The 13,466-nt window shown below is 50.7% G+C and carries 16 protein-coding genes and 1 tRNA gene; 11 read left to right on the plus strand and 6 right to left on the minus strand.

Translation table 11 applies throughout. The features are described 5' to 3' along the window. The first annotated feature begins 3 nt into the window (after positions 1-3). A complete protein-coding gene (locus ABYP33_RS14100) occupies positions 4-108 on the plus strand; it encodes a hypothetical protein (RefSeq protein ID WP_373089459.1) in 105 nt (34 codons plus the stop codon). Between the two features lie 129 nt (positions 109-237). Here the strand turns inward: ABYP33_RS14100 and ABYP33_RS14105 are convergent. Together ABYP33_RS14105 and ABYP33_RS14110 are read right to left on the minus strand one after the other, a co-directional pair. Continuing rightward, positions 238-314: transfer RNA gene (locus ABYP33_RS14105), tRNA-Arg, on the minus strand. Positions 315-439: 125 nt separating this feature from the next. Further along, entirely contained in the window at positions 440-1,099 is a 660-nt protein-coding gene (locus ABYP33_RS14110) for an alpha/beta hydrolase (RefSeq protein WP_373091749.1), read from the minus strand. A 281-nt stretch (positions 1,100-1,380) separates the two neighbouring features. Between ABYP33_RS14110 and ABYP33_RS14115 the strand changes: the two genes are divergently transcribed. The 5 genes from ABYP33_RS14115 to ABYP33_RS14135 all read left to right on the plus strand — a co-directional run bounded on the left by ABYP33_RS14115 (position 1,381) and on the right by ABYP33_RS14135 (position 5,123). Beyond that, the gene (locus tag ABYP33_RS14115; protein WP_373091750.1) at positions 1,381-1,848 is read left to right on the plus strand and encodes an NADAR family protein; all 468 of its coding nucleotides are present in this window, start codon (positions 1,381-1,383) and stop codon (positions 1,846-1,848) included. Positions 1,849-1,991: 143 nt separating this feature from the next. After that, positions 1,992-2,105, plus strand: a complete 114-nt coding sequence (locus tag ABYP33_RS14120; protein WP_373091752.1) for a DUF4372 domain-containing protein — start codon at positions 1,992-1,994, stop codon at positions 2,103-2,105. A gap of 254 nt (positions 2,106-2,359) precedes the next feature. Then, positions 2,360-2,569 carry a hypothetical protein gene (locus ABYP33_RS14125; RefSeq protein WP_373091754.1) on the plus strand — a complete coding sequence of 70 codons (210 nt, stop codon included), beginning with the start codon at positions 2,360-2,362 and terminating at the stop codon, positions 2,567-2,569. A 718-nt stretch (positions 2,570-3,287) separates the two neighbouring features. After that, a complete protein-coding gene (locus ABYP33_RS14130) occupies positions 3,288-3,410 on the plus strand; it encodes a hypothetical protein (RefSeq protein WP_373091756.1) in 123 nt (40 codons plus the stop codon). A 243-nt stretch (positions 3,411-3,653) separates the two neighbouring features. Further along, positions 3,654-5,123 (plus strand): SDR family NAD(P)-dependent oxidoreductase, encoded by a 1,470-nt coding sequence (locus ABYP33_RS14135; protein WP_373091757.1) that lies wholly within the window; start codon positions 3,654-3,656, stop codon positions 5,121-5,123. A gap of 165 nt (positions 5,124-5,288) precedes the next feature. Here the strand turns inward: ABYP33_RS14135 and ABYP33_RS14140 are convergent, their stop codons facing one another. Next, a complete protein-coding gene (locus tag ABYP33_RS14140; protein ID WP_373091758.1) occupies positions 5,289-5,990 on the minus strand; it encodes an FKBP-type peptidyl-prolyl cis-trans isomerase in 702 nt (233 codons plus the stop codon). 206 nt (positions 5,991-6,196) lie between these two features. Between ABYP33_RS14140 and ABYP33_RS14145 the strand changes: the two genes are divergently transcribed. Continuing rightward, a complete protein-coding gene (locus ABYP33_RS14145) occupies positions 6,197-6,961 on the plus strand; it encodes a hypothetical protein (protein WP_373091760.1) in 765 nt (254 codons plus the stop codon). Here the strand turns inward: ABYP33_RS14145 and ABYP33_RS14150 are convergent. Further along, the gene (locus ABYP33_RS14150) at positions 6,958-7,479 is read right to left on the minus strand and encodes a TIGR02444 family protein (protein WP_373091762.1); all 522 of its coding nucleotides are present in this window, start codon (positions 7,477-7,479) and stop codon (positions 6,958-6,960) included. The genes ABYP33_RS14145 and ABYP33_RS14150 overlap by 4 nt on opposite strands. Before the next feature lie 33 nt (positions 7,480-7,512). Here ABYP33_RS14150 and ABYP33_RS14155 point away from each other — a divergent pair, with 33 nt between their 5' ends. Further along, positions 7,513-9,396, plus strand: a complete 1,884-nt coding sequence (locus ABYP33_RS14155) for an ATP-binding cassette domain-containing protein (RefSeq protein ID WP_373091764.1) — start codon at positions 7,513-7,515, stop codon at positions 9,394-9,396. Positions 9,397-9,412: 16 nt separating this feature from the next. Here the strand turns inward: ABYP33_RS14155 and ABYP33_RS14160 are convergent, their stop codons facing one another. Then, the gene (locus tag ABYP33_RS14160) at positions 9,413-10,075 is read right to left on the minus strand and encodes a glutathione S-transferase family protein (RefSeq protein ID WP_373091766.1); all 663 of its coding nucleotides are present in this window, start codon (positions 10,073-10,075) and stop codon (positions 9,413-9,415) included. A gap of 201 nt (positions 10,076-10,276) precedes the next feature. On the opposite strand from ABYP33_RS14160, the gene ABYP33_RS14165 reads away from it, so the two are divergent. Next, positions 10,277-10,894: a class I SAM-dependent methyltransferase gene (locus ABYP33_RS14165; protein ID WP_373091767.1), complete on the plus strand. Its 618-nt coding sequence runs from the start codon at positions 10,277-10,279 to the stop codon at positions 10,892-10,894. Between the two features lie 69 nt (positions 10,895-10,963). Here ABYP33_RS14165 and ABYP33_RS14170 read toward each other — a convergent pair whose 3' ends face one another. Then, positions 10,964-11,632: a 2OG-Fe(II) oxygenase gene (locus ABYP33_RS14170; protein ID WP_373091768.1), complete on the minus strand. Its 669-nt coding sequence runs from the start codon at positions 11,630-11,632 to the stop codon at positions 10,964-10,966. 210 nt (positions 11,633-11,842) lie between these two features. Here ABYP33_RS14170 and argA point away from each other — a divergent pair, with 210 nt between their 5' ends. Together argA and ABYP33_RS14180 are read left to right on the plus strand one after the other, a co-directional pair. Continuing rightward, positions 11,843-13,153, plus strand: a complete 1,311-nt coding sequence (gene argA, locus ABYP33_RS14175; RefSeq protein WP_373091769.1) for an amino-acid N-acetyltransferase — start codon at positions 11,843-11,845, stop codon at positions 13,151-13,153. A gap of 1 nt (position 13,154) precedes the next feature. Then, positions 13,155-13,466 (plus strand): 16S rRNA (uracil(1498)-N(3))-methyltransferase (locus ABYP33_RS14180; protein ID WP_373091771.1); only part of this gene is annotated, 312 nt, incomplete at its 3' end.

Consider the following 13,466-nt stretch of genomic DNA (forward strand, 5'->3'; position numbering starts at 1 on the left):
AAAATGGAAATGATGACACGACGAGCGTATGGTTTTAGAAACTTTGAAAATTACAGATTACGCGTTCTAGCCCATTGTGGGTGGGACGGTGTGATTAACAGGGTTTAATGAGTGCCATCCCCCGTTAATGGGGTAGAGCCATCCCCCGTTAATGGGGTAGAGCCACTTAATATGGACTTAAACAAGAAAACCACATGGCGATAGAATCGAGATATTCCTGTAACCCTTTGATTTATATGGTGCGCCCGAGAGGATTCGAACCTCTGACCTCTGCCTCCGGAGGGCAGCGCTCTATCCAGCTGAGCTACGGGCGCAAAATGGGTACTTAACGAAGCGCGACACTATAACAGAGAGGGTTTCCGGCCTCAATCTACCTCCGTCATTTACTTGCCAATATCGGCCTAAATTCGGTTTGAGGCCATATTATCCAGCCATCTGCCTAAGCCAACTCTAGCCACTCTTTAAGACTGTTGCCAATATCGGTAATTTCCTCGCCGCAGACTTCGTGCTGCATGGGGTAACTGCGGTATTTGGGCTTAAAGCCCATGCTTTGCAAAATTTGATTAGCCGTATGCCCCATCGATTCCTGCACCATGGGATCTTGGCTGCCATGAAAAATATGGATCGGTAACGCTTTATTCGCTTCCGAGAGTTTCACTTCTTTGGCAGTGGCGAAATACGTCGACATGGCCATTAAACCCGCCAAGGGCTTGGGGTATGAAAGTGCAGCGTGGTAAACCACGGCGCCACCCTGGCTAAAACCCGCCAACACAATGCGCTCGCTACCGATACCGGCATCCAATTCGCGTTGAATTAACTCTCTCACCGCTGCCGCAGATGACTCTATCTGGTCCAGATCAATTTCACGTTCTATCGACATAGTCAGTATGTCGTACCACGCGGGCATCACCATGCCGCCGTTTATTGTGACGGGAATTTCTGGGGCATGGGGGAACACAAAACGAACACCGTGTTGGTCTGGCAAACCAAGATGAGGGACTATCGGCACAAAATCGTGACCGCTGGCACCCAATCCATGCAGCCAAATTACAGTCGCATCGTGCACGCCTTTCGGTTCTATTACTTGACATTTGAGCAAGGTTTCGCTCCTTAGCGGTTATAAATTTTGGATAGAATATCACGATCAGCCTAGTCAAGCCTCTACACAATCGCACGGCCCAATGCCTGACACCACGCTAATTCGGTATTAAGTTTCACACGAGTATCCCGCTCAACTTAGCTCGCAAAGTCGCCGCGAGAATAATTCAAAGACTAGCGCAATGCCATCGACGTCGACAATACGCCAGCATTAGCAACAAGCGCCATGGACAAAAGCCTTTATACTATAGGCCTTATCATTGTTTGATTTGGAGTAGCCCGATGCTGTTTGATGAAAAGGAGAGAAAATTGCTCACGCTCACAAGGGACGATGCGAGTCACCCATTAGCAGCCTATGCAAAAAATGATTTCAAGCTGGATGGCTTCGAATGGCCTTCGGTAGAGCACTATTACCAAGCGATGAAATTTGATGACGCCGAATATCGAGAACAGATTCGCCTAGCAGCTCACCCAGCGGATGCAGCTAAACTCGGTAAAAGTAAACGGCACCAACGCCGCAGAGACTGGAAGAAAAATAGCATAACCTACATGACCCGCGCTACCTATATTAAGGCCCGCACCTATCCAGAGATCGCTCAGATGCTATTGGATTCCGGCGACATGGAAATTAAGGACCTTAGTCAGTACGACTACTTCTGGGGCAGCGGCCGCGACCTGCGCGGTGAGAACGCCTTTGGAAAGATGCTGATGGGTGTTCGGAAAAAACTGAGGGAAGAGCTGGTAAAATGATTCATATATCGTGTTAGAGCGCCAAACAGTATTAAGCTGAAACACCGCTGCCCCATAATTTAGAGATAAAAAAGGCTTAATTTTCAACAAGTTGATACAATAAAGTTGCGAGCAAACACTGCAATAACAGGGGGCCAAGCCTTTTGCATCATAACAAGGCCTTTTCACAATTGTTAAAATTGGCTTCGAGACATGAGTTTGAAGGTCTAGCAAAACAGCACCACGAGGGCCACAAACTGCGCAAAATGTCGCGGTGATCTCAATTTTCCCTTAGGCTTGGCCTCAGCTTGCCTGCGCGACATTGTCAGCAATCTGTCTGCTCAAGCGGCTCAGCTTTACCATCTCGGCAGCAATCATGTTACGCGCAGCGCCTTAATCACGCGTAAACGAATCTCAGCCTTACACGCTTTATGAAGCCTTGTTTCATAACCCGATGCCACGCTACCGCCTCAAAGCACGGGTTTCGTTTCAAGAACAAGCTGTATTCTCTGGATTCCACTACGACTGATCTGTGTTTTTCTGTTTTCCCGTGGGCAAAATTTCGTCGCACCAACGGCGCCGTCAAAGTCCAGTCGGTCTTGACCATCAGGGTTTTCTGCCCAGCTTTGTCCGTATCACCGACGGTAAACCGCATGATGTCACCGTCGCCCACGCACTCGCCCTACCCACCAACAGCATTGCCGTAATGGATCGCGCTTACATAGGCTATGTATGGCAGTGATTTTTCTTGCTTTTTAATAATAAGGTCACGCCAATCAACAGCCTCCGCTCGACGCTTATTTTTGGGTGTAAAAATTACCTCAACCCTCGCATTCACCTCTTCGAGCTTAGCAATAATCTCCACATTATCACCAGCACTTGCTACAGATTTACCTCGTGCAATAATTTTCCTTGATCGCGATCTTGCGCTTTTAATTCAATTTGAAATTTGTGTACCGCGCTAACCGCTGCCGCCCATACTTTTCGTAGTGATACTTATAAAATGCATTTTTCCCTTATCCTGGAGCATTATCAAAGTATGTCGAGTTGCCGCGCCCAAGAATAAAAGCTGAGGATATAATAATTAAAAATAATTTTATTACTATTTCCTTATTAACAGAATCTCCTTGCGTCATTATATTGGCTTCATAGCGTTGAGCAATTGCCAAGCGGAATAACATCACTCGTTATACCTTCGAGAAAATAGCGTTTTACATAACAATTAGAACCTTATTTTTCAGAGGCCTCTATTTTGATTCGGGAATTTTTCCGCCCCAAGCGGGGCAGCTGAAACTGAAGGCATAATGCAAATTTACAAGCTGCGGCTTGCCCTTATAGCTAAGCACTATGTAACGAGCGAAAATATTTTATCGCAGAGAATTACTACCAAAATATTTTCTGGCAATGTATCGCCAGCTTATCAATACTATATTCACAGCACTTCAACAGGAGAGAAGGCGATGATTAATAGCAAGGATGATGCTATAACCCCGAGCAGCAATAACGATCTTTTCAGCACTCACATTGCACTATTACTGGGCGCAATGGCCGTCTTAATGCTCTTTATACCGGAAATTCGCTAAGCCGGAATAACCGTGCCCGACACGCCAACCGCCGTTGCTATTTGCAATATTAGCAACACGGGCGCCCCTATTTGGCGCTTAACCCAACACCCGCCAATGCGTGTTGTTGTTGGTTTATTATCTCTATAAGTGCCCCCGAAGCAGACCATTTATTGATCGGAGTCTTTTCATTACGCGTACAAGGAGTACATTGAAATTAACTCCGCGTCTTGAACGGCAGCGAAGTACACAGGATATTTCGCCATGCTACATACGCTGGAAGAACACAGTATCGTAAAACGCAGCCTCGCGGATTGCTTCGCTTACCTGCGCGATTTTTCCACCATTGAGCAATGGGACCCGAGCGTATTCAGCGGTCGCAAACTCACTGCCGGCCCGGTCGATATTGGCTGTCAGTATCAGCTTGAGCTAAAAATCCCCGGCGGCCAACAGATCGTAATGCACTACACTCAACTCGCCATTAAAGAAAATGAATTACTCGTGCTAGAGGGGCACGGTGCCAATTTTACAGCCATAGACACATTACACTTTAAGGCCATTAACGCTGACACCACCGAAATTCATTATCGAGCAGCGTTAAATTTCCAGAATTTATTGTCGCCAGCTTATTCGTTGCTTAAACCTATCCTTAATCGCATTGGCAAACATGCCGCGCGGGGCTTAAAACGGGCACTTGAAATTCCAGCCACCCCTAAACAGAGATTCAAAGACCGCATCAGCGACCACCTCCTTTTACCCTCCGTCCTAAATTTTGGTCGCCGTGGCTACTTACGGCAACCACGAAAATCCCACGCATCTCGACTCGACGGCAAAGTCATTGCCATTACCGGCCCTACCGCCGGACTGGGGCTTAGTGCCGCGAGTGAGCTCTCCCGTCTCGGCGCCAAGCTTATTTTAGTCGGCCGTGACAACTCGCGCCTAATTCAATCTACCAAGCAAATAATGGACTTTAGTGGTTGCAGAGAGAATCAACTTAGTTGTTATGAAACCGATTTCTCCGACCTTCATGACACAGCCAATGTGGGCCGCCAAATCAGCGCAGAACACCCCTGTATTGACGTATTGATAAATAATGCGGGAGCATTGTTTAACGAACGAGAAGTGAGCGATGAAGGTGTTGAACGTAGTATTGCAGTAAACTTTCTGGCACCCATACTACTCACAAAAGTACTCAGCCCCAGTCTACATAAAGAAAGCCGCGTAATTAATGTGGTGTCTGGGGGGCTTTATACCCAAGGAGTTGCCCTCGACGATATGCTGTTTTGCAAGCCACCTTACAATGGCAGCAAAGCCTACGCCCGCGCCAAGCGCGCACTCCTCACTATGAGCCAGCACACAGCAACGACGGCGATTGTTCAGAATATGCATCCAGGCTGGGCGGCGACACCCGGCCTCGCAAAATCGCTGCCGGCATTTAACAAAGCTCTTAGCCCGCTACTCCGTGACCGTCGAATGGGTGCCGACACTATGGTTTGGTTGGCCTCAGCGCCGGAGCTAGCCAACTTTCGGCATACCAAACTATGGTTTGATCGGCAGATCCATACCGATACTGTGCTACCCGGTACCCGCACTACTAAGAGCGACATCGAAAAACTTCGGCAATGGCGCGATGGCGTCTTACGCAAGTACCTTAAACCAAACAGACATGGACGATTTCCTACACAAAAGAGTGCCGATCTCCAATGTCTAAATGCGGCCAAGGGAGTAAACTAATTTTCGTCAAGGATGACGCTGGTGCATACAAGGATGTACAGCACCACTCGCCGACTCATTGAGTCGGCACTTACTCTTGCAGTTCAGCATTGCAGTAGCGCATTGCGTTATGCGATGACGAAAAAAAGCCCCGACTCGCGGGGCTTTTTTTATTTTACCAGCCGCTTACTCAGCGCCAGCAATCGAAATCAACTCAACATCAAACACCAACGCCGCATTCGGGCCGATCATTTGGCCTGCCCCACCGGCGCCATAAGCGAGTGATGGCGGAATAAACAACTTCCACTTGGAGCCTACGGGCATAAGCTGCAGAGCTTCAGTCCAACCGGGAATAACACCACCCACGGGGAAGCTCACAGTTTCGCCACGCTGGTAGGAGCTGTCAAACACGGTGCCATCGAGCAGTGTGCCGTGGTAGTGCACTTCAACGGTATCGTCCGCTGTTGGCTTGGCACCTTTGCCTTCAACCAAAATCTGATATTGCAGGCCGCTTTCAGTAGTCACTACACCCTCAACACTGCCATTTTTGGCAAAAAAGGCGTCTGCCTCGGCCTTGTTTTTACCGCCCGCAGCTTGAGCCTCTTCCTGACGCTCGGCCAACTGCTTCTGCTGATAAGCCTGCAGGGTACTCATAATCTCTTCTTCAGTCATTTGCATTTCGCCACCGGCAAGGGCATCACGAACCCCGGCACTAAAGGCGTCAACATCCAAAGGCAGATCATCACCGAAACGAGCGCCAATGTTCGCGCCAATACCGTAACTTACTTTGCCAATTTCGCTATCTAAATCAGCTTTTGATGACTTATCACCGCCGCAAGCCGTCAGCAGACCACTCATTACCACCGCACATACCAGTGTTTTATTCATGTAACTACCTTAATTTTATGGGTAAAAAAAACCGTCGTGGATTCGACATGGACTCTCAGACCATAGTCTGCCACAAGCGTTCCAACAGACACAGTGGCAAGACCAATAAATACTTAGTAGCACTGGACGTTACAGAGATAGATTCTCCGCGACAAGTTTGTATAATGAAGATTGATGTTATTTTAACCACTTACAGGGTTAAACTCATGGCTAGTAGTAAGAATAACAAGGGCGCATCCGCAAGTAGCCCCATAATAGTGTTAAACCAACTCCAATCTGAGTTATATGAACTCAGAGAAAAGCATATTCACGCCCTTGAAATAGCCCTCGCAACACTAGAAAAAGAAGCGGACAAACAAAAAACCGTACTCGATAAGACCCGCGCGCAGCTCAAGCAATGCCAAGATCGGCTAAAAGACCCAAAAAATACCAAACCCAGCGCCCAAGGCCGGCTAAAAACCAGTTTAGCGAGTGCCCAACGCAATTTTGACAGCGACCAAGCCACGCTGGCTCAGCTACGTGGCAATATCATTGAACAGCGCTTAGTCCTTCGCAAAGAAAAAGCCGTGCTCAAAGCCATGCTTGAGACCGACAAATCACTCAGTAAAACAAGCAATAAACCCGCAGCCAAAGCAAGTCCAGCCAAGCAAGTCGCGGCGCCTGCACCAAAAACACCCGTCCCGGCAAAAGCAAAAGTAGCTGCAACTAAACCAGCCCCCGCCCCCAAAGCCAAGCCCCAAGCGGCCGCAAAGCCCAAGCCTGCAGAGCCCAAATCTCCGCCTAAAACAGCCGAAACTGGCGCTATGCCCGCGATTAAGGCCGAGTTAGCCAAAATCACACTGGAGACAGCGCCAGACCAGACATCAGTAAATCTGCCTAAGCCCAAGCGTCGGGTTCGACGCATGAGCGATATACCCAGCCACCCGGATAAAGCGGCGGATCGCTTAGCCAGCTTATTTGATGATTTTTAGGTCGCAGCCGCCAGCGACACGGCCAATTCGCTAAGGCAAGCTGCCAACTTAAGTTGTTCGCTACCTTTATAGTGTTTGGCATACATCGTTAAATTGGCCAAATAGCGATTTTGGCTCTTAGGCTTGGCATTGCCAGAAAAACCACCTAATTGCTGGGCCAGCGCCTCAATTTGCAAACGCTCGGCCGCCAATTCAGCATTTTTCAAAGCGCGGTACAAGTCTTGCCGCTTAGGGCCTTCGGCTTTACGACGCAATGCTCGCAGCGGCAGCACATAGCTTTCGCGCAATTCGGCCGATACCGCCACCAACTCAGCCACCTGGGTCGCCGACCAACAACGCTCGGCACAAGCCCAATAACCGGCCGCCAACAACATATTTACATCCAAGTCATAGCGATCTTGCAGGACTAAACACTGGGCTTGGATCGCCGGTTGCGAGTACACTGCCAGCGCATAATCCCAGAGCGGGTAATCTTGTAGCGCGCCTTGGGGTCGGTCATCGACAAATTTTTCATCCATTAGGAATAACTCACGCTATAATCGCGGCCCATCATGATAGAACTCCTGAATCTCAGCTTACAACGCGGCGGCAAACCCTTGCTAGAGGCTGTCGACCTCCGAGTGAATCCCGGCGAGCATATTGCGCTAGTTGGCGCCAATGGCAGCGGTAAATCCAGCCTTTTTCAACTGCTCTGCGGCAGACTTGTCGCCGACAGTGGCGAACTGCGCCTGCCCAGCAATTGGCAGATTGCCCAAATGCGCCAAGAAGTCGATGCCAGCGACCAGCCTGCCATTGAATATGTGATCGACGGGCACCATCGCTACCGTGAAATAGAGGCGAGTATTGCCGCTTGCCGCGACGACCACCAACTGGCTGAGCTTCACGGCGAACTCGACCTGATAAACGCCTATCAGATTCGCAGCGACGCCGAGCGCCTCCTTACCGGCCTGGGTTTTAAGCTGAATGAGCTAGAAAATCCGGTCACTGATTTTTCTGGCGGCTGGCGTATTCGTCTCAATTTAGCTCAGGCGCTGATGTGCCCCTCAGACCTGATGCTACTCGACGAACCCACCAACCACCTCGACCTTGATGCCAGCCTCTGGCTGGAGCAGTGGCTGCACCGCTACGAGGGCACCCTGTTATTGATTTCTCACGACCGTGATTTTATCGACGCCTGTTGCGACCATGTTGTTCACCTTGAGCGCGAAACCCTAACTCGCTATCGCGGCAACTACTCAGCCTTCGAGCGCCAGCGCGGCGAGCGGATCGCCCAGCAACAGCAGGCCTTTGAAAAGCAGCAAGTCGTCCGCGCCCACATGGAGGACTTTGTTCGTCGCTTCCGCGCCAAAGCCACCAAGGCCAAACAGGCACAGAGCCGCCTTAAAGCATTAGAGCGCATGGCCGATATTGCACCAGCGCACATCGACTCGCCTTTTCATTTTAAATTTTACGAGGCCACTCAGTTCTCAGACCCCCTGCTGAGCTTGTCGCAAGCCGATCTCGGCTACGACAGCGCCATTGTTAAAAAGTTGAATTTAAGCATTCACCCCAATACGCGTCTCGGCTTACTTGGCGCCAACGGCGCAGGCAAATCGACGCTGATGAAAACCTTGGCTGGCAGCCTCAAACCCCTGCATGGTCAACGCCAACAGGGCGAACACCTGTACATGGGTTATTTTAACCAGCACCAGCTAGAGTCACTGGATTTAGGCGCCAGCCCGATACTGCAATTGCAACGTCTGCGGCCGACTGCCCGCGAACAGGAAATTCGCAATTTCATTGGTGGCTTTAATTTTCACGGTAGCCATGCTGAACAAAGCTGCGAAAACTTCTCCGGCGGCGAGAAAGCCCGACTGGCACTGGCACTCATTGTTTGGCAAAAGCCCAATCTCTTGCTGCTTGACGAGCCAACCAACCATTTAGACTTGGAAATGTGTCACGCGCTTACCAGCGCCTTACAAAATTTTGAGGGCGCGGTAATTCTTGTGTCCCACGACCGCCATTTACTGCGTAATACCGTGGACGAATTTTTACTGGTCGACAGTGGCAAAGCGGAGCCCTTTGACGGCAGTTTGGACGATTACCGCCACTGGCTGCTCAACCGCGATAAAAGCGCACCTGCAAGCGAACTAGACAACAGCGCGCCCTTGGTCGACAAAAAACAAGCTCGCCAAGACGCCGCCGCCCGCCGGGCGCAACTCGCGCCATTGACCTCAAAAATCAAAAAACTCGAACAGAAAATGAGTAAGCTCGGCGAACAACTTTCCGCGATTGAAGCCCAACTTGCCGATATTAGCCTTTACGATGAAGCAAATAAGAATAAGCTTAAACAAGTACTCGCTGAGCAAACGCAGCTGCGTACAAAGAACGATGACACCGAGGAGCAGTGGCTAGCACTGCAGGAAGAATTAGAACTGCTGGAAGCCGGGGTTTAAGCCCCGGCTCAGTTTCTTACTTAGATTTCATTGCCTGCAAAAACGCCGCCATACCTTCTTGGTTGGCCTTGTCGAGCTGTTGTGAAATGTCCTGACCCGCCATACGCTTGCTCCACTGCGCCAAGCCCGGCACTTCGGCAACAAGGTCCCACTGATAAATAGCATGGGCGCACATGCCCGCGGGAATTAAGGCGTAACGCAGCACAATATCCGCCATGCTCATGCTATCACCCGCCACGTAGGGACTTTCCGGCAACTGAATCAACGCCGCCAAGGCCTTACACCCCTTGGTCAGAGTTTCCCGCGACTCAGCTTTAATATCATCGCTTACCACTTTGCCCGCCAACACCTCGGGAAATAAGCGCCGCGCAGGCAGCTCAATATACAACTCCGCCACCTTCATAATTTCATTTACTTTGGCACGCTGAAACGCATCCGCAGGGTAGAGCGGCTTTTCTGGGTAGGCGGCCTCCAAATAGCTCAGAATAACGCTGGTCTCTGCTAAGCAGCCCTGCTCAGTTTCAATACACGGCACCTTACCCATGGGGCTTTTAGTAATGTACGCAGAATCTGCACCGGGGAAAGTCGTAATTTCGTCAAACATGAGCCCCTTATAAAGCATCGCGTGTTTGACCATATTGAAGTAATTACTTACTGCGAAACCGTATAATTTGAGCATGGCATTCCCCTCTCGTTTTCATTAGATCCAACCCGTTCCGGCAAGGCGACAATGTTACCATCAGCAACATACACCATTGCCACTTCCAGCGCAGCATCGCCAAACTGACAAGATGGTAATTTGCTCAAGTGCCTTATATTGGCTAAGGTGCCCAACTTAAGGTGCTTTATAGCACTCCTTTACCGCCACACCGAGTACACCATGACCATTGCGCTGCCCTTAGATATGACCGACATCAAAGGCTTTTTGGCCAACGACGAAGCCGAGGCGTTGTATCGTTATGCGCTGAGTATGGCTGGACGCGGGCCGGTATTGGAGGTGGGCAGCTACTGCGGTAAATCCACTATTTATTTAGGCCTCGCCTGCCAGCAAAAGCACGGCGTTGTCTACGCCGTCGACCACCATATTGGCTCAGAGGAGCACCAGCTCGGGGAAATGTTTCACGACCCCGAACTTTATGACACCAGCGCAGCGCGCTTTGATACGTTTAAAGCGTTCCGACACAATATCCGCCGTGCCGGATTAGAAGATACCGTTGTGCCCCTCGTCGCAAACTCTGAAGTGAGCGCCCGTCACTGGCAGACTCCGTTGGCTATGGTCTTTATTGATGGCGGCCACAGCCTCGACGCCGCGCTCTGTGATTATCGCTGCTGGGCCACACACATTATAAAGGGCGGCATACTCGCCATTCACGACTTATTTCCAGCGCCAGAAGAAGGTGGCCAAGCCCCTTATGCTATTTACAAATTGGCCCTGGCCTCGGGCCTGTTTGAAGAAATTGCTCGCGTTAACACCCTAGGTTTACTCCGCCGCCTGTAGGCTGCTTAGAAATAAAAGCGGCGCCGATGAGTCGCCGCCGGCCCACCACAATAATGAATACAGCCCTCGCTAGCGTGGCGGATCAAGATGGGCGCCAAGACTCGCATTCACCCTAAACCAACCCGCAATACTATAGCGCAGACGATTTGCCGCGGTGACCTCGTGGGGGAAGCGATCACTGAGAAACACCACCAAGCTACCCATCAATGGCGTTATTCTCGCAATGGGCTCTAGCGACGCGCCTTGTTCGTCGCTGTACATGAGCAAATGGCCGCCGTCAGCCGAAGCCCAGCCCGGGTTTAAATAGAACACCGTAGACAAAACTCGGTTAGTACGCCCTTTAAATGCATCGACATGTTTTTTGTAAAATGCACCCTCGCAATAGCGCGAAAAATGGGCCTCGTAATCGAATAATCCCATAAAAAGTCGCTTATTTAAGCCTAGGCGCAATTGCTCCATCCACGCTAAATAACTGGCTTCAACAGGGTCTTGGGTCGACAGCCAACGAATCTCATCTTTGCGCACAAAGGGATTAAGTTGGAACTCGTCGGCGCGCCCCACCCCCGCAGCTTGAAAGACCTCATCTTCAAAAGACGCAATCCGCAGAAACATAGCCTCGCTGATGCTAGGCGGCAGTGCAAGCGGCAAAACTGCGTAGCCAGTCTCGACCAAGGCATCCGCTATTTGATCAAAGATCAGCTCCGCATTTGGGGCTGATACTAATAATTCCGCCGTCACGCACTGCTCCCACAAAAAAGCGCCTTTGTAGCGCCAAATGTGCCACCTTGTCATCTATTAATTGCTGGCGCAGCCTATTTATTTTACTGCGCTACGCCATACCCGGTGGCCTTGAAATTCTTAGAGCAACTAAGCAGTGTAAAAATGGCTTGTAAGCCTATGACATTCCAAACAAAATAAAGCCATTCGCCCATAACATACGCCACTGCCATGTCTGCACCAACCGATTACGTTAAATGGTTCCGCAACTCTGCGCCCTATATTAATGCCCATCGCGGTAAAACCTTTGTATTGATGTTTGGCGGCGAAGCTGTGGCACACCCTAATTTTGCCAATATCGTGCATGACATCGCCTTGCTCAATAGCCTGGGGGTGCGTCTAATTCTGGTACACGGCGCCCGTCCGCAAATTGAGCAGCGGGTCATGGACGCGGGCATAGAGAGCCGCTACCACAATGATTTGCGGGTCACCGACGATATTGAGCTGCGCTGTGTCACCGATGCCGCCGGTTCATTGCGCGCCCACATTGAAGCCCTGCTGTCGATGGGCGTGGCTAACTCACCCATGCACGGCGCGGCCATTCGGGTATGTTCCGGTAATTACGTCACTGCGCGGCCCATTGGCGTAGTCGATGGCGTCGATTTTCGGCACACCGGCATGGTGCGTAAAATTGACGCTTCGGCGCTTCAGCAGCAATTAAATAATCAGCATATTGTGATCCTGTCACCGATTGGCTATTCGCCTACTGGCGAGGTCTTTAATCTCACCGCGGAAGATGTGGCCGTGCACACGGCCGCCACCCTCAAGGCCGACAAGCTGATTTTATTCACCTGTGATGAGGGCTTGCTCAACAGCGATGGCCAGCTAATTCGTCAATGTGAATACCGCGATGTCGACAGCGAGCTAATTAAGCAGCCGCTACTAAAACAAGACAGCATAGTGCAGGCGGTGGTCGAAGCCGGCGATATTGGCATCAATCGCTGCCATATGGTGTCTTTCCAACAAGACGGCGCGCTACTACAAGAATTATTCACCCGCGACGGCGCAGGCACACTGATTACTCAGGAGCATTACGAGCAATTTATGACTGCCGATATCGACGATGTCGGCGGCCTGCTTGCTATTATTGAACCGCTGGAAGCCAAAGGCGTCTTGTTAAAACGCTCACGTGAACTTCTCGAAAACGAAATAAACCATTTCAAAATTTTGGTTCGCGATGGCATGGTCGTCGCGTGTGCCGCACTGTACCCGTATCCGGAACAGCGCAGCGGCGAGATTGCCTGTGTCGCCACCCACCCAGATTATCGCGGCGCCGATCGCGCCGAGCGTCTGCTTGAATTGCTGGAAAAAGAAGCTCGCCAGCAGGGCCTAGACTCGGTGTTTGTTCTCACGACGCAGACCGCGCACTGGTTCCAAGAACAGGGCTATGTGGAGTGTAAAATTGACGACCTGCCCCCGGCTAAAAAGCAGCTGTACAATTTTCAGCGTAACTCCAAGGCCTTCCTAAAGGCGCTCAATTAAGATGCGGGTGCCCAGAGTCTATGTCGACCAGCCACTCACTGGTGGCGAGCTGAGTTTGGATGAACGCGCCGCCCACTATGTTGGCCAAGTTTTACGGATGCGCGCGGGGCGGGAGTTAATACTCTTTAATGGCGACGGCAATGCCTATGCGGCGACCATTATTGAAGCCGCAAAAAAACACGTTTTATGTCAGCTCGACACCGCGCCGCAAGCAGCCATTGCCGCCTCACCGCTCAAAATTGAATTGGGCATTGCGCTATCCAAAGGCGACCGCTTTGATTGGGTCATTCAAAAAGCCACGGAGCTGGGGGTG

The organism is Zhongshania sp., assembly GCF_041584495.1.
Classification (GTDB): Bacteria; Pseudomonadota; Gammaproteobacteria; order Pseudomonadales; family Spongiibacteraceae; genus Spongiibacter.